We start from the raw sequence: 18,728 nt of genomic DNA, 5'->3' as shown, positions 1-18,728 counted from the left end.
GATCTGGCAGTATTTCTTTTCATATGGATCACCTTCCTTGGTGCTGCCGTTCTGTTCGATAAGAAGATCCTGATCAGTGTAGATACCGTTGTAACCCTCCTGCCGGATCGGGCCCAACAGGTTTGTCATACGATCGGCAACGTCATAATTCTGATTTCCATGAGCTACCTCTTTTACCTGTCGTGGGAATTCATGATGCGTCAACGTGCACTCAGCCATAATCTGGGTGGTGCGCTTCTGATCCCTAGCTGGGTGGTCATGATCCCGGTAATAATTTCAATGTTGGGAATGGTTGTGTCGAGCCTGGTCTCAATGATCTCATGGATTGCGAACCGGGGTGACGAAGCATGACCTTGTATCTGATCATTGGGGGCAGTTTATTGATCCTCATGGCACTTCGGGTACCTGTTGCATTGGCCATGATCATCTCATCGACTCTCACGTTGCTGGTCGATGGAACCGTTCCGATGATCGTCGTCCCCCAGCGTTTATGGGGTGGGCTTGAAAGCTTTCCGTTGCTGGCAATTCCGTTTTTTGTTTTCGCCGGTGTGTTGATGAATCATGGTGGCGGTGCGGAAGCCATCTTTAGATTCTTCCTGACATTGCTGGGTCATATTCGCGGCGGCCTAGCTTATATCAATGTCATGGCGAGCATTGTTTTCGCCGGAATGTCAGGCGCGGCGACCGCAGATGCCGCAGGACTCGGTTCTATTGAAATTGAGGCGATGAAAAAGGACGGCTATCGGCCGGAGTTTGCTGCGGCAGTCACAGCCGCATCTTCAACGATCGGTCCGATCATTCCACCCAGCGTTCCGTTGATCGTTTACGGTGTAATGGCACAGGTGTCGGTCGGCAAGCTTTTTATTGCGGGCATCATTCCCGGGTTACTGATGGGCGTCGCCATGATGGCTGTCATCGCAATCGTTCTGCGCAACGAAAACCAACCCGTTAAAGCGAAGTCTGCGGTTGGTGAAATTGCATCGAGTTTTATCGAGTCATTCTGGGCGTTGCTAGCTCCTGTCGTGATTCTCGGAGGAATATTTTCAGGTGTATTTACCCCAACCGAGGCCGGTGCAGTAGCGGCGCTTTACGCGCTAATTCTCGGTTTTATTTACAAGGGGATACGCTGGCGCAACATTGGCGCTCTCGGCGCCATAGTTGTCGAATCGGTATTGACGACTGCACAGGTCACATTCATCGTCGCTGCCGCTGGACTCTTTGGCTGGGTTCTAACACGCTACGGGTTTCCAGGGTTTGTGTCGGACATGCTTCTTTCGATAACCGCCAACAAGCATATGGCGTTGTTGTTGATCGGAGTGGCCATGCTGCTGGCAGGCTGTTTCATCGATGCGCTGTCCCTATTGATCATGATGACCCCAGTCGTCGTTCCCATCGCGCTCGTTTTTGGAATCGACTTGACTCAACTGGGTGTCGTTGTGGTTCTTGCCTGCATGATCGGACTGATTACGCCACCCGTTGGAATCTGTCTTTACATTGTCAGTGACCTCGCCTGTGTGCCGATGATCCGCGTTGCAAAAGCAATGATCCCGTTTTACTTGGCCTTGATAATTACGCTTGTACTTATCTCGCTTGTCCCGTTTCTTACAATATATTTGCCGTCACTAATAAAACTGTAACGGATTCTATTGAGACACCGAATATCTACTCACACTACTACTATGGAGAAGAACCCAATGAACGAACACAATGATCTAGGCAAATACGACGTCATCGTTATCGGAGGTGGTCCCGGCGGTCTTCCCGCAGCGATTGCAGCCGCCCGCGAAGGCTCGAAAACGCTACTGGTGGAGCGCAACGGTTTCCTTGGCGGGGTAGCGGCTACGGGGCTTCCATTGCTTGCATTCTACGATCGAACCGGCACCCAGGTTGTCGGTGGCATAGGCAACGAACTTGTACAGCGCTTGGATCGGTTGGGCGCTACTTTTGACGGTGCTATCCCTTGTCCGATTCACAATTCGATTACACCAGTCAATCCATTCTGGTTGAGAATTGAAGCTGTCAAAATGTGCGAAGAAGCCGGTGTTGATCTGTTGTTTTCCACCGAAGTGGAGGACGTCAAGGTCGAAAACTCCCGCGTTAGCGGCGTATCGCTAATATCTAGAGGCAAGAAATACACCGCGGAAACGAAGGTTCTCATCGATTCCACCGGAGACGGTACCGCTGCCTATCTATCGGGCGCCGACTACGAGATGGGTCAAGGTGAGGACACCCAGGTTCAGCCAGTGTCGCTGGTGTTCTCTCTTGGCAACGTCGATATAGATGCTGTATTGGACTATCTCAAAAGTCACCCGGAAACATTTTCCAATCCACCGTCGTACGGTGTCCATTATACCCTAGACTACTTCTTAAACTCTCGCTCGTTCTATTTCACCGGGTTTGAGGAGTTCATCAACGTAGCTCGGGAGAACGGAGAGTTCGATGTTCCCCGAGACCGCGTGATATTCGCCAAGCAACCCAACAGCAACGAAGTTGTCGTCAACGCGGTACGTGTATCAGACGTCGATCCGACTGACCCGCGAAGCATGAGCAAGGCCGAAGCGGTCGCACACCGGCAGGTGGAAATACTATTCAACTTCTTCAAGAAATACTGTCCTGGCTTCAAAAACTGTTTCCTAGCTAATATCGCCGCCGGCACCTACGCCCGTGAAAGTCGCCGCATCATCGGCCTCAAGACATTAGAGGACAATGCGGTAAACGAGTTTCTCGTGCCGGAAGACACCATTGCCTTGGCAGGTTACAACCTCGATATTCACACCGGCGTCGGAATTGTACTGCAACCGTCGGAACACGCTATTGGCATTCCCTATGGCTGCTTAGTTTCCAGAAACATCGATGGGCTGCTAGCAAGCGGCCGATGCATCTCAGTTAAACCATACCCCCTCGGCCTGATCCGCGCGATGAGCACCTGTTTTGCAATCGGCGAAGCAGCGGGTACCGCCGCGGCCATGTCGGTTAAGTCGGGCAAAAAGCTCGCGGCTATTGACGTTTCCGAACTGCGCGCTCGACTGTCCGAGAATGGAGCGATCCTGGAGACGGATCAGGAAAATCAGTATTCTGTTGCCAAGATCGCATAAAATTGGGCGTTGTCACATTAAGATTGAGAAGACGCGAAAAGTTCTTGCTCAAAACATTCAGGCAGCGGCGCTTGCCGCTGCCCAAACATCAAAAGCTTCTTCGCGGAGTTGCTTGATTAGGTGACGTTGGGGTATTGGGCATTGTCACACTAACTTGCAGTAGGCGCGAATAAATCTCGCTAGGGCTTTTTAGGCGGTTTTGCTTGCAGTGGTCCAAACGTCAAATGCTTCAGCGCGACTTTGCTTGAAGTGAGATCGATTGATTAGGTGACGTTGAAGATAAAAGTTATTGTAAGTGGCTGAGTGGATATTGAGAAATCTCTGGGCTGATCCGGGCGACTTAAATTTTTGCATTTTTCGCTCTCTTCGCCTTACTTGAAGATGTGAATTCTCCGCCCGATTGTTAGATCACTTATTGTCAATATGCTCGACGTTCAAGCGCAAAGTTTGAAATGTCTTGTGATATGATTTCTGTTTATCTGTTACTATTTGCGTTGGCGCAAAGCCTTGCTTCTTCAGTAAATTCCTCATCAGTTTTAGGGTAGCCCTGGTGTTTCGTTTGGTTTGTACGAGGAAATCCAACACTTCGCCTTCACTATCAACGGCACGCCAAAGCCGGTAACGTTTTCCTCCCATTACAACGACCATTTCATCGAGATGCCAGATATTATTGGGATTGGGGCGGGAGGATCTCAAATTTCTGGCTATTGGCGTTCCGAACTTCAAAAACCAACGTCGAACTGTCTCGTAGGAAATATCTAGTCCTTGCGCCACCAAAAGATCTTCGCCATCTCGGTAGCTTAGCTTGAATTGAGCATAGAGCCAGACGTCATGCTGAATTATCTGAGGTGGAAAACGATGGCACTGATACGAAATCTTTTTCATCAACTGAAATTAGATGAGTATTGATTTCCTCGCCACTAAGTTAATGTGACAACACCGCCAGCTCATGTATCACTTTAAATATAACAATAATCCATAAGCTGGGTATAATGCTGGGTATTCGGATAATGGCAGAGGATTACGATGTCGCTTACGGGAAATACTGACGGCGATCAACCCTTTTTGATTTCCGTCGTACCACCGGGACGACGTCACAAGAGACTTGCCGTACTAATTTTGCTGGCGCTAATTAGTGCATTATTTGTGACAGTGCCGTTTGCGCATATCCATATGGCGCATACAGAAGTTTTCGTTCCCGCCTATGCCGCTGCCGTTTTCGTGAATGAGCTGATCACCACGACCCTGCTGCTAGTCCTCTACACCGCCCAGCGTTCGACCGCCATTCTGGTACTGTCTATGGGCTATCTTTTCTCCGGGCTCCTTGTGATCCCGTGGTCAGTAACCTTCCCTGATGTGTTCGCCCAGCTGGGCCTCCCGGATACGGGTCTGCAGAGTACGGCATGGATTGCAATATTGCGGCGCATTGGCTTTCCGCTTTTTGTTCTTGGCTACGCAATGATGGGGGACAAAGCTCTTTCCATCCGAAATCCACTCCACCCGGTCCGCAGGACAATTATTGCTTCAATCGCCGGCATTACTCTTCTTGTATGCGTATTTTCGTGGATTATATTCACGAGCGATGACGCCTTACCGGAATTGATGCGCGACGCGCGAAACGTCACCGCGCTCTGGAAGTATGTTCCGGGCACGGCAGTAGCTTTGTACGTCATCGGTATTGTCACCCTTTGGCGCCGTCGGCATTCGATGCTGGATCTTTGGCTGATGCTTGTCCTTTGCACGCTGCTTTTTGAGGTTATTCTCCTCTCCTACATTGGTGCGGGCCTTCGTCTAAGTGTTGGCTGGTGGGTTGGCAGGTTTTTCGGCTTTGTCTCCGCGACAGTCATCCTGCTCGTCCTGCTTTCGGAAACAACGTTGCTATATACCCGGCTCGCCCGGTCAGTTTCGGCGGAACGTTTCACTCGGGAAAGCAGGCTTGCCGCGATGGAGGCATTGTCCGCGACGATTGCGCATGAGGTCAATCAACCGTTAGCGAGTATGGTCACGAACGCGGATGCAGGATTGCGATGGTTGCAAAAAGAGAGTCCTGATCTCGATGAGACGCGGGCAGCGCTACAACGGATCGTGAGTGACGGCCATCGTGCTGGCAGCGTGGTCAAGAACATTAGAACGATGTTCGGCAATGGAACGCACGAACGCGGCCCGGTGGACTTGAAATACCTGATTGATGACGTTCTTCGATGCAGCGAGAGTGATGCTAATTTTCGCTTTGTTTCACTGCGGACGAAGTTTGATGACAGCGTTCCTTTGGTGACCGGGAATGCGGTTCAATTGCAGCAGGTTATCTGGAACCTGACGGCAAATGCCATTGATGCCATGAGGGCGGTAAAAGACAGGGGCCGGGTATTGTGGGTGAAATGTGAACGCTTGGACTTGGATAGTATCCTTATTTCTGTTGAGGATTCGGGAAGTGGACTGGCACCGGATAACAGAGAGAAAATCTTTGAGCCGTTCTTCACGACGAAGGCCGACGGCATGGGGGTGGGGCTCATGTTCTGCCGCGCGATCATTGAAGCGCATGGCGGTCGCCTATGGACGGCTGATAATATACCGCACGGAACGATCTTTCAGTTTACATTACCAATCGACGATAGTTATTTGTAGGGCAGAGGGATTATAGAATGAGCCAGGACCACGGCGTTGTATTTATCATTGATGATGATCCTTCAGTCCGGGAATCTCTGAACAGTCTTTTCAGATCCGTCGGCCATGTCGTACATACCTTTGAATCTGCGCTGGATTTTCTGGATAGGGAGCGGCCGAATGACTCTGCTTGTATCGTACTTGACGTCCGGCTGCCGGGGCCGAGCGGGCTCGAATTTCAACGCCAGCTGGCCGGATTGGGAATTCATATCCCAGTTGTCTTTATCACCGGTCATGGCGATGTGCCGATGTCGGTATCGGCGATGAAAGCGGGGGCAATCGAATTTCTTACCAAACCATTCCGGGATCAGGACCTGCTAGATGCTGTTCACCGCGGAATCGAACTTGACCGTGAATGCAAAAAGGATCAGGCCGTCCTCAATGACCTGCAAGATCGCTATGACGCGCTGACATTGCGTGAGCAGGAAATCATGGCACTCGTTGTCCTTGGACAACTCAACAAGCAGATTGCTTTCAAACTAGATCTTAGCGAGGTCACTATCAAGGCGCATCGGGCACAAGTGATGCGTAAGATGAAAGCCAGGACGCTCCCCGATCTAGTCCGTTTTGCCGACAGATTGAATTCGGCAATCCTAAAGCAGTAGCCGGTTCAGACTAAAGTATAATTGCATTGATCCCATTTCTTTTTCTATCCTTCGCAGCAAGTAGAAGACATCGGCGTGATGACCGCATGCTGGAATTAGGACACGATGGAATGCCGTCGATCAGTAACAAAGCTGGCTGAACGGGAAGCATTTTATAACTTTTCCAGACCCCACAGCACGCAAAGCAGCAAAACTCCCTGTGAACCGCTTTGGGAAAAGCCACAATATCAGAACAATATGCCCTGAGAGTTAGTTTCAAATACAGGTAGGTAATATACCGCCCACTAAGGCTATCTCAATGTGAAGGATAATTCCCATGAAAAATATAGCTAGGCTATTTTCGATGTCGATGCTTGTGGTGCTTTTCTTCCCGCTCGCAGCAAAAGCGGATGAAATCAGCAGCAGCTTTGCCACTGTCAATGGTGTCAGGCTCCATTATCTCTCTATTGGTAAGGGCGAACCGATCATCCTGTTGCATGGGTATGCCGAAACCAGCCATATGTGGGTACCATTGATGACGGAGCTTGCGAAAACTCATCAGGTTATCGCCCCTGATTTGAGGGGGGCGGGGGACTCTGAAGCCCCCCAGGATGGATACACCAAAGCAATGTTGGCGCAGGACGTTCATGCCCTGGCACAAAAACTCGGGTATAAAAGCGTTGAAATTGTTGGGCATGACATCGGGCTTATGGTTGCTTATGCCTATGCGGCCCAATATCCTTCGGAAGTTAGCAAGATTGTCCTTATGGACGCATTTCTGCCGGGCGTGGGCGACTGGAAGAGCGTTTGGTTGATGCGGGATTTATGGCATTTTCACTTCTATGGCAACACGCCTCTTGCTCTTGTTACGGGACGCGAACGTATTTATCTGGAGCATTTCTGGAATGATTTCGCTGCGGACCCTGCTCATTCTCTTTCTGAAAAGGACCGGGAGTTTTACGCGGCTGCCTATGCGAAGCCGGGGCATATGCGTGCCGGAATGGAGTATTTTCGCGCTTTTGAGCAGGACGCGAAGGATTTCGCCGAATTTGCCAAGACGCCCCTCACAATGCCGATGATGGTCTTAAGCGGGGAAAAGGCGTCCGGGCAAACTCTGATAGACCAGGGCATGCTGGTGGCAAATGATGTCGATGGAGTTATTGTGCCTGGATCAGGTCATTGGCTTATGGAAGAGGCCCCCGATTTCGTCATTCCAAAACTTGTAGAATTTCTAAATTAGAAACATAAGTTGAGCCGACCGGTTGAGGTCAGCAATCCTAAAGCAGTAGCTGGCTCAGACCAAAGTACAATTGTTCCGATACCCCCTCTTTTTTTATCTTTTAAACAGGACAAGACGACTGCGCGAATGTGGTTGTCATGAGGTAGGAAAGCGGCAGAATGCTCCCGAAATTGCTGATCAGCATAACAGATAATGATGATTCAGCACGGGATGCAGTTGCAGGATTGGTCAGGTCCTTCAATCTCATTGCGGTAGATTTCAAGAGTGCAGGTGACTTCCTGGAGTCCGATGTTCGATTGCGGACCGATTGCCTGATCAGCGATGTGCGGATGCCGGGGATGAGCGGGATCGCACTGTTCCGGTTTCTGAACGCCTCGGACAGGCCCATTCCAACAATTCTTATGACTGCCTTTGCGGATGAGGCCGCGCACCAGGCTGCCTTGGCTGCAGGGGTCGTGTGTTATCTATCCAAGCCGCTTGATGCGGACATGTTGTTTGACTGTATTCGGATGGCAATTGGCGGTCCGGCGAAAAGCTCGAACTGACGGGGTTGAACTGGATCCAGACTAAATTATGCGCGAAAAGCTGCGCCGCCTGTTACAGGAAAAGAATTTAACGATATGAAAGTAAAAAGTTTTTTCGATAACTCAATCTCGTCGCGCCGGAATGTATTGCTCGGTGGCGCAAGCCTGGTTGCCGCTGCATCGGTGTCAGGATTAACGCTGGCCGCAGGTAATCAATCGACGACTATTTCCAACTCTCAGAGTTCAAATAATGGAGTTCAACCAATGACGAAAGTTACAACAAAAGACGGAACCCGGATTTACTACAGGGACTGGGGAAGTGGCCAGCCGATCCTGTTCTCGCATGGATGGCCCCTGAGCGGCGATGCGTGGGATGCGCAAATACTGTTTTTCGCGAGGCAAGGCTTTCGCGTGATTGCACATGACCGTCGGAGTCATGGCCTCTCCGACCAGACGTTCCAGGGCAATGACATGGATACCTATGCCGATGATCTGGCCGCGGTGATTGATGCTCTGGATCTTAAGGATTTCATAATTGTCGGGCATTCGACCGGCGGTGGCGAGGTTGCCCGTTATATCGGGCGCCACGGGACAGACCGGGTTGCCAAGGCGGTACTTGTCGGCGCGGTCCCACCCATAATGATCAAGACGCCGGGCAATCCAGGTGGCCTGCCCAAGGACGTGTTCGACGGAATCCGCACTGGCGTGGCGCATAACCGGTCGCAATTCTACCTGGATCTCACGACGCCTTTTTATGGGTACAATCGGCCGGGCGCCACACCATCTGACGGCCTCCGCCAAAACTTCTGGCTTCAGGGCATGATGGGCGGCGTTATCGGGCAGTATAACTGCATCCGCGAATTCTCCGAGGTCGATTATACCGAAGACCTCAAACGGATGGACGTCCCGACGCTTATCGTGCATGGCGATGACGATCAGATTGTGCCGATAGGCGCGGCTGGACTTTTGTCGGCCAAGATCGCGCCACAGGCGACGTTGAAGATATATGAAGGGTCCCCGCACGGGCTGGCGCAGACGGAACCAGAACGTTTCAACGACGATCTTCTGGCGTTCGCCAAAAGTTGAGAGCGGACGCGAGCCTGCTAAGGAGGTTTGAATGCAACTAATATCATCTGAAGACAGAGGGCGGGCCAAATTTAGCTGGCTGGACAGCCGCCATTCCTTTTCTTTCGGCAGTTATTTCAATCCCGCCTACATGGGTTTTGGCGCGTTGCGTGTGATCAACGAGGATCGGGTCACGCCCGGTGCTGGATTTGAAACCCACGGCCATCAGGATATGGAGATTATCTCTTATGTTTTGCAGGGGGGATTGGAGCATAAGGATTCCATCGGCACCGGTTCCGTCATCAAACCTGGTGACGTACAGCGCATGACAGCCGGGACAGGCATTCGTCATAGCGAGTTTAATGCGTCGAAAACTGCGCCGGTGCACTTCCTGCAAATCTGGATCATTCCGGATACGAAGGGTTCGGCTCCAGGCTATGAGCAGAAAAATTTTCCCGCTAACAGCTGGGAAAATACCCTTTTGCTGATCGGTTCTCGCGACGGGCGCGATGGTTCGGTGACCATCTATCAGGACGTCGACCTCTATGGCCGCCTGCTGGCGAAAGATCAGACCGTTACCTTTGCCATAAAGCCCAAGCGAATGATCTGGATCCAGATCGTGAGTGGATATCTGGAAATTGGCGGCAATTTTTATGGGGAAGGGGATGGTCTTGGTATTTCTGAAGAGGAAACCCCGCTGACCATCAAGGGAATCCATAGAGAACCCTCGGAATTCCTCTTGTTCGATCTGAGTTCTGAATTTGTCTCATCATAAAATCTGAAAAGGAGAAAGAATTATGTCTAAATCAAAGCTGGAACTATTAACCCCGACAAACTGCCAACTGATTTTTATCGATCATCAGCCGCAGATGGCTTTCGGGGTTCAATCGATAGACCGGCAGGTCCTGAAGAATAACACCGTTGGTCTGGCAAAAGCGGCCAAGGTTTTTGGTATTCCGACAACGATCACGACGGTTGAGACGGAAAGCTTTTCCGGTTTTGCCTACCCGGAACTTCTCGACGTCTTTCCGGAAAACCCGATCCTGGAGCGGTCATCAATGAATTCCTGGGACGATCAGAAAGTCCGGGATGCGTTGAAGAAGAATGGCAAGAACAAGGTGATCGTTTCCGGCCTCTGGACGGAGGTCTGTAATAACAGCTTTGCCTTATCGGCCATTTTGGAGGGCGGCTATGAAATCTACATGGTGGCCGATGCGTCTGGCGGCACGTCGAAGGAAGCCCATGACTATGCCATGCAGCGCATGGTCCAGGCCGGCGTGATCCCGATGACCTGGCAGCAGGTCCTGCTGGAATGGCAGCGGGACTGGGCGCATCGGGATACTTATGATGCCGTAATGGATATCGTCCGCGAACATTCCGGTGCTTACGGCATGGGCGTCGATTACGCCTACACGATGGTTCATAAGGCGCCTGAACGGATCAAGCACGGCGAAACCCTGAAACCGGTCGCCGCTTAAACCCCAAGCCCATTTTCCATCGATTTCACTCAATCCACCAAAAGAGGACAGAACGTGGCTGACTTGATATTACATAATGGCCGGATCACCACCTTGGGCCCCGCTGCGCCAGATGCCTCGGCGATTGCAATCAAGGGCAGTCTAGTACAGGCGACGGGCTCGGATACTGAGATTATGAAGCTCCGAACCGGTTCGACGAAGGTTGTTGATCTTAACAAACGACGGGTTATCCCCGGATTGAATGACAGTCATACGCATTTGATCCGGGGGGGATTGAATTATAATATGGAACTTCGGTGGGAGAATGTTCCATCGGTCGCCGACGCCCTTCGGCTGCTGCGGGAGCAGGCGGAGCAAACACCGGCGCCGCAGTGGGTTCGCGTCGTCGGCGGCTGGTCGGAATTCCAGTTTGCCGAACGGCGGATGCCAACATTGGAAGAAGTCAATGCGGCAGCACCCGACACACCCGTTTTTATCCTCCATCTCTATGCAAGAGCGCTTCTCAATCGTGCGGCGCTTAAAGTATTGGGGATTACCAGGGACACAGCCAATCCGCCGGGCGGCCTGATTGAGAAAGACTCGCGCGGTGAGCCGACGGGCATGCTGATCGCCAAGCCGTCCGCCCTCATTCTCTATTCCACTTTGGCGCAAGGGCCGGCGCTGCCGGTCGAGGACCAGATCAATTCGACGCGGCATTTCATGCGTGAGCTTAACCGGCTCGGGATCACCAGCGTCATTGACGCGGGCGGCGGCGGCCAGAATTTTCCGGACGACTATAACGTCATACAGCGCCTGCATGCGGACAAGGCAATGACGATCCGTATCGCCTATAACCTGTTCGCTCAGAAGGCAGGACAGGAGCTGTCCGATTATGAGCGCTGGATCGCCATGACGGAGCCTGGCGCCGGAGACGATATGCTGCGCATGAACGGTGCAGGCGAAAATCTCGCCTGGTCCGCCGCCGATTTCGAAAATTTTCTTGAGCCGCGGCCCGATCTTGCGCCGCCAATGGAAAAGGAACTCGAAAAGATCGTCGAACTTCTCGCAACTAATAAATGGCCATTCCGCATCCATGCGACCTATGACGAGACGATTGACCGGTTTTTGAGCGTTTTCGAAAGAGTAAATGGCAAGACGCCGTTTGAGACACGCTTTATTATCGATCATGCCGAAACGATCTCCGAGTGCAATATCGAGAGGATCAAGGTTCTCGGCGGCGGGATCGCAACACAGCATCGTATGGCCTTCCAGGGTGAGTATTTTATTGACAGATACGGATCGGAAGCGGCGAAGGCGACCCCGCCGATTGCCAAAATGCTGGACATTGGCGTCCCGGTCGGCGGCGGAACCGATGCGACACGAGTTGCGAGCTACGACCCTTGGGTGGCACTGCATTGGCTGACGACGGGCCAGACCGTTGGCGGATTGCCTCTTTATGGCGAGGCCAACATCCTCAGCCGCGAAGCCGCGCTTGAAATCTGGACGAAAGGATCGGCCTGGTTTTCCGGGGAACAGGATAAAAAAGGTACCTTGGCGACCGGCATGTATGCGGACCTAGCCGTTCTATCGTCCGATTATATGATGGTTCCGCCTCAGGAAATCCGGCAAATCACGTCGGTACTGACGGTTGTCGGCGGCCGTGTCGTTTTTGGTGACGCGGAATATTTGGATATCTCCCCACCGATCCCTCCGGCGAGCCCTTCTTGGAGCCCGGTCAAACATGCAGCTTCACCGGCCATGCGCCCAGCAGCCGGGAAGCGTGAAAATTCAATGGCGCGGGCCTGCCATGATGATTGCGCCTCAAGCTGCGGCCTGCACGGTCATCACCACCAGATTGCCTGGACGGTGCCTATCCCGGTGACGGACAAAACATCATTCTGGGGGGCGTTGGGATGTTCATGCTTTGCCGTTTAATCTCATGACGGAGTCAGTCCCGCAGAGCGCCTGGGTTCCTTTCCGCTCCCATGCCTTTACGCTTCTCTGGTGCGCGACGATTGCGTCCAATATCGGGACCTGGACGCATGATGTCGGCGCGGGCTGGTTGATGGCGACGTTAAACCCGACGCCGACGACCGTCTCCCTGGTTCAGGCGGCAACGACATTGCCGGTTTTCCTGTTTGCGATTACCGCAGGCGCCGTTTCCGATCTGGTCGATCGGCGCAAGCTGCTGATCGGTATCAACATTCTCATGGCCGCCACCGCCGGATCGCTTGCCTTTTTGACGGCGATAGATGTTGTGACGCCCCTGTTACTCATTTTACTGACGTTCCTCATGGGGACGGGGACAGCATTCGTCGCGCCGACCTGGCAAGCAATTGTGCCTTCCCTGGTGCCGCGCTCGGCGCTTCAGCCGGCCATCGCTCTCAATTCCCTCGGTATCAATATCAGCCGTGCAATCGGTCCGGCGCTGGCCGGGTTTCTGATCGTCTCCGTTGGTCTCTACGCGCCTTTTACGGTGAACGCGTTGAGCTTCATCGGGATCGTGGTCGCGTTGCTGTTCTGGAAACCGGTACGGTCGGAAACCTCTGCCTTGCCGCGGGAGCATCTGTTCGGCGCGCTGCGGGCCGGACTGCGTTATGCGGGTCATAGTACTCCGCTCAGGTCAACCCTGCTGCGGGGGGGCGCGTTTTTTCTGTTTGCATCGGCCTATTGGGCGCTTTTACCCTTGATCGGCAAGGTCCTGCTGGGTGGGGATGCCACCTTTTATGGCTTTCTGGTCGGAAGTATCGGCGCGGGCGCCGTGACCGGTGCCTTGCTTCTTCCAAGATTGCGTAAGCGCCTTCAACCTGATGCCATGGTGCGGGCCGGAACGGTTGGCACAACGGTGGTCCTTCTGTTGTTCGCCTTGTTTCCGGAAAAGTCCGTAGCAATCGGGGCGTCTTTTCTCGCCGGGCTATCTTGGATTCTCGTACTCACCACTTTGAACGCGTCCGCCCAGACGGCGTTGCCGGAATGGGTCCGCGGACGGGGGCTATCCATATATATAACTGTTTTCTTCGGCTCGATGGCGGCAGGCAGTCTGTTGTGGGGGCAGCTGGCGAATTTTGTGGGTATTCCGACCGCCCTCATGATCTCGGCGGTGGGTATTCTGGTCCTGATGATCGTCACCCGGAACGCGCACCTAGGTCAGGGCGAGCAGATGGATCTGGCGCCCTCCATGCATTGGCCACCGCCAATCACAACGGATACAGATGCTAAAGATCGCGGTCCGGTCATGACGATGATCACCTATACCGTTTCTCCGGCCGCTCAGCGCGAGTTCATCGGGCAGATGTCACTGCTGGCGGAGGCCCGCAAGCGGTTGGGCGCCTATGCCTGGGGACTGATGCAGGATGCCGCCGCCGCAAACCAGTTTATCGAGTATTTTTTCGAAGGATCATGGATTGATCATTTGCGTCACCATGAGCGTGTCTCCGGGGAAGACCAGATAATTCAGAACAAAATTCTCGCATTGCTTGGCGAAAATAATGCTCCGGTTGTCCGTCATCTTCTAGGAATTGGCCGCTCCTTCGATTTTCCGTCATCAGCTATGAGTGAGGTTTCCCAATGAAAGCCGTCATCGGAATAATTGTCGCCCTGTCTATCGGCATTGTCTGCCGGATCGCCGGACTGCCCTTGCCAGCCCCGCCGGTGGTCGTTGGCGCCTTGCTGGTGATCGCAATGACTGTTGGATATATCACGGTCGATAAATTCGCCTCACACCGGGCGTCGAAATCGAAACCGCTCTGTGGTGGTCCGACAGGAGAGGCCCCATCAAAGGAAAGGAACGCAATATGACTGAAAGCTTTCTTGGTATTGCGATGGGGCTGTTGATCGGCGCCGGATGTCGGTGGTTCGATATCCCCTTGCCGGCGCCGCCAAAATTTGTCGGCGCGCTTCTGGTGGTGGCAATGACTGTGGGGTTTATCGGGACCGATTACCTGGTGCGTGACTTCAGCGCGACGAATAGGACGGGTGATATCTCGGTTTCGAATTCGGTTACGCAATGAACGATCGCTATCATGATATGGGCTACCTGATTGCCCGTATTTTTCTGGCAGCTGTCTTTCTGTACAGCGGAGCGATCAAAGCGACTGACTGGAGCGGAAGCCTGACCGAGGTAACGGCGCTAGCTCTCCCGCTACCGGAACTCAGTCTGGCCCTGACGATTATCGTCCAGATCGCCGGTGGTATTGCTCTTATATCCGGGCGCTATATCATCCTTGCCGCCGGTGCTCTCGCCGTGTTCACGGTATTTGCAACGCTTCTCGCCCATGATTTCTGGAACTATTCCGAATTGCAGCAGCAGCGGCAGCTCACAACCGCCCTGGAGCATCTGGCAATTATTGGCGGATTTATCCTGATCGCGCTGTCAGGTCCCGGACGGTATCGATTGGGAGGTAAGGCTTGACCCTATGCCTGCTTTTGCGTCGTGTCATTTTTACCGGATTGCTCGTCTCCGCATGTATTTTGGGAGCGATCCTGCCAGCATTGTCGGAGGCAACCCAAAGCCCGGCTTTCCAGAAACTGCGGTTTAATGAAGACTATCGGTTCTACGCCGATCAAGAGCCCGGCAATTTTTTGGAGGATATAAAATATATTCCATTCGGCGGAAACGGCAATTTTCTGTCGCTTGGCGGGGAAATCCGGGAACGTTACGAATATACCGAAAACCCCAGCTTTGGTGCGGATCCGCAGGACAAGAACGGTGTTTGGCTGCAACGACTTGTCCTGCAGGCGGATGTCCACTTGGGAGAGCATTTCCGGATTTTCTCCCAGCTCTCCAGCAGTTTGAGTGCCGGACGCAATGGCGGCCCAAGTCCGGTTGATGAAGACCGGCTAGATTTGCAAAATGCGTTTATTGATATTGCGACGGCGCCCGCTGTCGAGGATATGGTGAGGCTCCGTGTCGGCCGGCAGGAAATTTCCCTGGGATCCGGCCGCCTGGTCGATGTTCGTGAAGGACCTGATGTCCGGCGAAATTTTGACGGTTTGCGCTTTGACATTGGTGAGAAAAAGGGTTGGACGTCGTCGATCATCGCCCTCCGGCCCGTCGTTCCCTCCGAAGGCGTGTTTGATGACAGAACAAACCGCGACCAGGCCCTCTGGGGAGCCTATGCGACGATCCCGTCCGATTTTCCAACGTCTCATTCGGATATGGATATCTACTATCTTGGATATCAAAGCGAAAATGCTGTTTTTGTCCAGGGCACGGCGGACGAGGTCCGGCATTCTCTCGGCATGCGACTGTTTGGCGATAAGGTCGGGTGGGACTGGAACTGGGAAGCGGTGGGTCAATTCGGGACCTTCGGTGATAGCGACATCGTCGCCTGGACGCTTGCGATGGATACCGGCTACCAGATAGCCGATTTCACCTGGAAACCGAGGTTTGGCGCTTCCATCAATATTGCGTCGGGAGATCATTCGGCCAGCGATGGTCAGTTGAATACTTTTAATCCGCTTTTTCCGCGCGGAAATTACTTCTCCAATGCCGCGGTTTTGGGACCGCGAAATTTCTTTAACCTGAATCCTTCAATTGAGGTTCATCCAAGCTCGATTTTGACCATGGGAGCCAACGTCAACTTCTTCTGGCGTCTGGAGACGAATGATGGTGTCTACACGCCGTCAGGCAGTATTTTGCGAGCACCCAATGGCTCTGATAAACGCTATGTTGCGACGGCAATATCTGCTAATATTTCAGCGCAGCTTACCGAAAGATTTTCCTTGGAAGCAGTTTATACTCATATGCAGCCGGGCACATTTATCAAGGCGACCGGAGCGGATGATCCAATAAATTTCTACGAATTCACCGCCAAATTTCGTTTTTGACCGGTGCTTTTATAGAACACCTATTGTCAGTGATGCCAGAGGATGAAAAATGCAAATGTTTTGTGGTAGCAGAGTATTACGGGAACTTATTAACTGTAAATGTGGGGGATTCTTGGGTGTTGCAGCGGCTCTGCTGACAGTTGCCGCGCCGGTCGGCATGGCCTGGGCCCAGTCCGCCGCTCCCGCAGTGACTGTTGCTATTCCCCTGCAACGCGAAATTGTTGAATATACCGAATTCACAGGGCAATTTGCGCCGGTCGAGTATGTCGAGCTGCGCTCCCGCGTCAGTGGCTACTTACAGGAAATAAAATTTGAAGACGGGCAGATCGTCAATAAGGGAGATCTACTGTTCGTGATTGATCCACGTCCATTCGAGGCGGCGCTTGCTTCCATGCGGGCGCAATTGACGCAGTCGCTTGCTCGTGTCGAGCTGGCGGACAAGCAGCTACAACGCGCATCGAAACTGCGCGAGAAGGATTTCGTCGCCTCCAGCACCTATGACGAGCGAGTGCAGGAAAAACGCGTTGCGGCGGCGGCTGCTGAAATCGCCCGGGCGGACATCAAGTCCGCGGAGCTGGATATCGAATTTACGAAAATTCTAGCCCCGGTGACAGGCCGGATCAGTCGGCATGAAGTCAGTGTCGGCAATCTGGTGAGCGGCGGCGTTGGCGCGGGCAATACGCTGCTAACGTCTATTGTGTCGATTGATCCGATTTATTTCATATTTGATATGAGCGAGTCGGCGTATCTCGGATATCAGCGTGCGCTTCAGTCGGGGACGCTGCAATCGACGCGCGAGGCGATACCCGTTTTTACGCGGCTGACCGATGAGCCGGACTGGCCGCGTGAGGGGACTCTTGACTTCGTTGACAACCAAGTCAACCGCACTTCCGGGACGATCCGTATGCGAGCGATTTTTGCAAATAAGGACGGATTTCTGACGCCGGGCCAGTTCGGGCGTATCCGGGTACCGGGATCGGATAAATATATAGCCATGCTGATACCGGATGAGGCCATCGTTGCGGATCAGTCCAACAAGATTGTCATGACTGTCACCGCCGATGGCACCGTGGTTCCGAAGATCATCCGTCCAGGACCCACCTATGACGGACTGCGGATTGTCCGCAATGGCCTCGAGCCCGGGGACCGGATCATCATTGACGGATTGATGCGAGCCCGGCCCGGCGCGAAGGTCACGCCGCAAGAGGGCGAGATTAAAGGTGCCGGTGAACGGCGACCGGGGTAACGGCCATGAAATTTGCCCATTTCTGCATTGACCGGCCGATTTTTGCTTCCGTTCTGTCAATCCTGATCACGATCATCGGTATTGCCGCCTATCTGACCCTGCCGGTAGCGCAGTACCCCGAGATCGCGCCGCCGACCATTGAGGTTCGGGCCGTTTACCCGGGCGCTTCAGCCGATGTTGTGAGCGAGACCGTTGCCACCTTGCTCGAGCAGGAGATAAACGGCGTTGAAAATATGCTCTATATGTCGAGCCAGGCCACCGGGGACGGCCAACTTGCGCTGCAGATTACCTTCGAGCTCGGAACCGATCTAGATGCCGCGCAGGTGTTGGTGCAAAATCGCGTCTCGATCGCCGAGCCGCGGCTGCCTGAGGAGGTCCGTCGCATCGGAGTGACGGTGCGCAAGAGTTCCCCGGACCTGATGATGGTGATCCATCTCAGCTCGCCAGATGCGAGCCGTGATCTTCTGTATATCTCGAACTATGCCACTTTGCAGATCCGCGACGTTCTGGCTCGCCTTGACGGAGTCGGGGATGTCCGCGTCTTCAGTGCCCGCGACTATGCGATGCGTATTTGGCTGGATCCTGAGCGGATCGCGGCGCGCGGGTTGACGGCGACCGACGTGGTGGCGGCGTTAAGGGCGCAGAATGTGCAAGTCGCCTCGGGTGTTCTCAACCAGCCGCCGGTGCCGCAGTCGGCGGCATTCCAGATCAATGTCGAGACTTTGGACCGCCTGGAGACTGTCCGGCAATTCCGTAATATCGTTGTCCGTGCCGATGCGGATGGTCGCGTTACCCGGCTTGACGACATCGGGCGCGTCGAGCTCGGGGCGCAGGATTATACGACCAACGGCTATCTTGATACGCGCGAAGCGCTACCGCTTTTGGTGTTTCAGCGGCCGGGCTCGAATGCGCTGGAAACAGCCGATCATTTGAAAACGACGATGGAGCGGCTTTCCAAGTCTTTTCCGTCCGGGCTGCAATATGATATCGTCTACAACCCGACGGATTTCATCCAGCAATCGGT

General features: G+C 53.3%; 18 protein-coding genes and 1 pseudogene. 18 read left to right on the top strand and 1 reads right to left on the bottom strand.

All coding sequences use genetic code 11. The features are described 5' to 3' along the window. The 3 genes from ACESNI_RS16740 to ACESNI_RS16730 form a co-directional block, all read left to right on the top strand. Positions 1-351: TRAP transporter small permease (locus ACESNI_RS16740; protein ID WP_373089086.1), on the top strand; the 351-nt coding region annotated here is incomplete at its 5' end. Next, complete coding sequence (locus tag ACESNI_RS16735; RefSeq protein WP_373089084.1) at positions 348-1,637, top strand: TRAP transporter large permease; 1,290 nt, start codon at positions 348-350, stop codon at positions 1,635-1,637. The genes ACESNI_RS16740 and ACESNI_RS16735, both read left to right, overlap by 4 nt. Positions 1,638-1,694: 57 nt before the next feature. Continuing rightward, the gene (locus ACESNI_RS16730; RefSeq protein WP_373089082.1) at positions 1,695-3,095 is read left to right on the top strand and encodes an FAD-dependent oxidoreductase; all 1,401 of its coding nucleotides are present in this window, start codon (positions 1,695-1,697) and stop codon (positions 3,093-3,095) included. A 189-nt stretch (positions 3,096-3,284) separates the two neighbouring features. Here the strand turns inward: ACESNI_RS16730 and ACESNI_RS16725 are convergent. Then, positions 3,285-3,980 (bottom strand): annotated as a pseudogene (locus tag ACESNI_RS16725) (IS6 family transposase). A 141-nt stretch (positions 3,981-4,121) separates the two neighbouring features. Here ACESNI_RS16725 and ACESNI_RS16720 point away from each other — a divergent pair. The 15 genes from ACESNI_RS16720 to ACESNI_RS16650 form a co-directional block, all read left to right on the top strand. Next, positions 4,122-5,720 (top strand): MASE4 domain-containing protein, encoded by a 1,599-nt coding sequence (locus tag ACESNI_RS16720; RefSeq protein WP_373089080.1) that lies wholly within the window; start codon positions 4,122-4,124, stop codon positions 5,718-5,720. A gap of 17 nt (positions 5,721-5,737) precedes the next feature. Then, positions 5,738-6,364, top strand: a complete 627-nt coding sequence (locus ACESNI_RS16715) for a response regulator transcription factor (protein ID WP_373089078.1) — start codon at positions 5,738-5,740, stop codon at positions 6,362-6,364. Between the two features lie 349 nt (positions 6,365-6,713). Beyond that, complete coding sequence (locus ACESNI_RS16710; protein ID WP_373089088.1) at positions 6,714-7,583, top strand: alpha/beta fold hydrolase; 870 nt, start codon at positions 6,714-6,716, stop codon at positions 7,581-7,583. Positions 7,584-7,741: 158 nt separating this feature from the next. Beyond that, on the top strand, positions 7,742-8,128 hold the full coding sequence (locus ACESNI_RS16705) for a response regulator transcription factor (protein WP_373089076.1): 387 nt from the start codon (positions 7,742-7,744) through the stop codon (positions 8,126-8,128). 75 nt (positions 8,129-8,203) lie between these two features. After that, complete coding sequence (locus tag ACESNI_RS16700; protein WP_373089074.1) at positions 8,204-9,193, top strand: alpha/beta fold hydrolase; 990 nt, start codon at positions 8,204-8,206, stop codon at positions 9,191-9,193. A 31-nt stretch (positions 9,194-9,224) separates the two neighbouring features. Then, entirely contained in the window at positions 9,225-9,947 is a 723-nt protein-coding gene (locus tag ACESNI_RS16695) for a pirin family protein (RefSeq protein ID WP_373089072.1), read from the top strand. A 22-nt stretch (positions 9,948-9,969) separates the two neighbouring features. Further along, entirely contained in the window at positions 9,970-10,650 is a 681-nt protein-coding gene (locus ACESNI_RS16690; protein ID WP_373089070.1) for a hydrolase, read from the top strand. A 54-nt stretch (positions 10,651-10,704) separates the two neighbouring features. Beyond that, on the top strand, positions 10,705-12,564 hold the full coding sequence (locus ACESNI_RS16685) for an amidohydrolase (protein ID WP_373089068.1): 1,860 nt from the start codon (positions 10,705-10,707) through the stop codon (positions 12,562-12,564). Positions 12,565-12,568: 4 nt separating this feature from the next. Further along, the gene (locus ACESNI_RS16680) at positions 12,569-14,200 is read left to right on the top strand and encodes an MFS transporter (protein WP_373089066.1); all 1,632 of its coding nucleotides are present in this window, start codon (positions 12,569-12,571) and stop codon (positions 14,198-14,200) included. Continuing rightward, positions 14,197-14,427, top strand: coding sequence for a DUF1427 family protein (locus ACESNI_RS16675; protein WP_373089064.1), 231 nt, complete (start codon positions 14,197-14,199; stop codon positions 14,425-14,427). Before ACESNI_RS16680 ends, ACESNI_RS16675 begins: the two co-directional genes overlap by 4 nt. After that, entirely contained in the window at positions 14,424-14,639 is a 216-nt protein-coding gene (locus tag ACESNI_RS16670; RefSeq protein WP_373089062.1) for a DUF1427 family protein, read from the top strand. Before ACESNI_RS16675 ends, ACESNI_RS16670 begins: the two co-directional genes overlap by 4 nt. After that, on the top strand, positions 14,636-15,040 hold the full coding sequence (locus ACESNI_RS16665; RefSeq protein ID WP_373089060.1) for a DoxX family protein: 405 nt from the start codon (positions 14,636-14,638) through the stop codon (positions 15,038-15,040). Before ACESNI_RS16670 ends, ACESNI_RS16665 begins: the two co-directional genes overlap by 4 nt. Continuing rightward, positions 15,037-16,458, top strand: coding sequence for an alginate export family protein (locus ACESNI_RS16660; RefSeq protein ID WP_373089058.1), 1,422 nt, complete (start codon positions 15,037-15,039; stop codon positions 16,456-16,458). The genes ACESNI_RS16665 and ACESNI_RS16660 overlap by 4 nt, the downstream gene beginning before the upstream one ends. A 112-nt stretch (positions 16,459-16,570) precedes the next feature. Beyond that, positions 16,571-17,704 carry an efflux RND transporter periplasmic adaptor subunit gene (locus ACESNI_RS16655; RefSeq protein WP_373089056.1) on the top strand — a complete coding sequence of 378 codons (1,134 nt, stop codon included), beginning with the start codon at positions 16,571-16,573 and terminating at the stop codon, positions 17,702-17,704. Between the two features lie 5 nt (positions 17,705-17,709). Next, on the top strand, positions 17,710-18,728 hold a 1,019-nt coding region (locus ACESNI_RS16650), incomplete at its 3' end, for an efflux RND transporter permease subunit (RefSeq protein ID WP_373089054.1).

The sequence above is a fragment of the Sneathiella sp. genome, assembly GCF_041689005.1.
GTDB lineage: Bacteria > Pseudomonadota > Alphaproteobacteria > Sneathiellales > Sneathiellaceae > Sneathiella.
The sequence above is the reverse complement of the archived record's forward strand: the minus strand, read 5'-3'. Positions and strand labels throughout refer to the sequence as shown.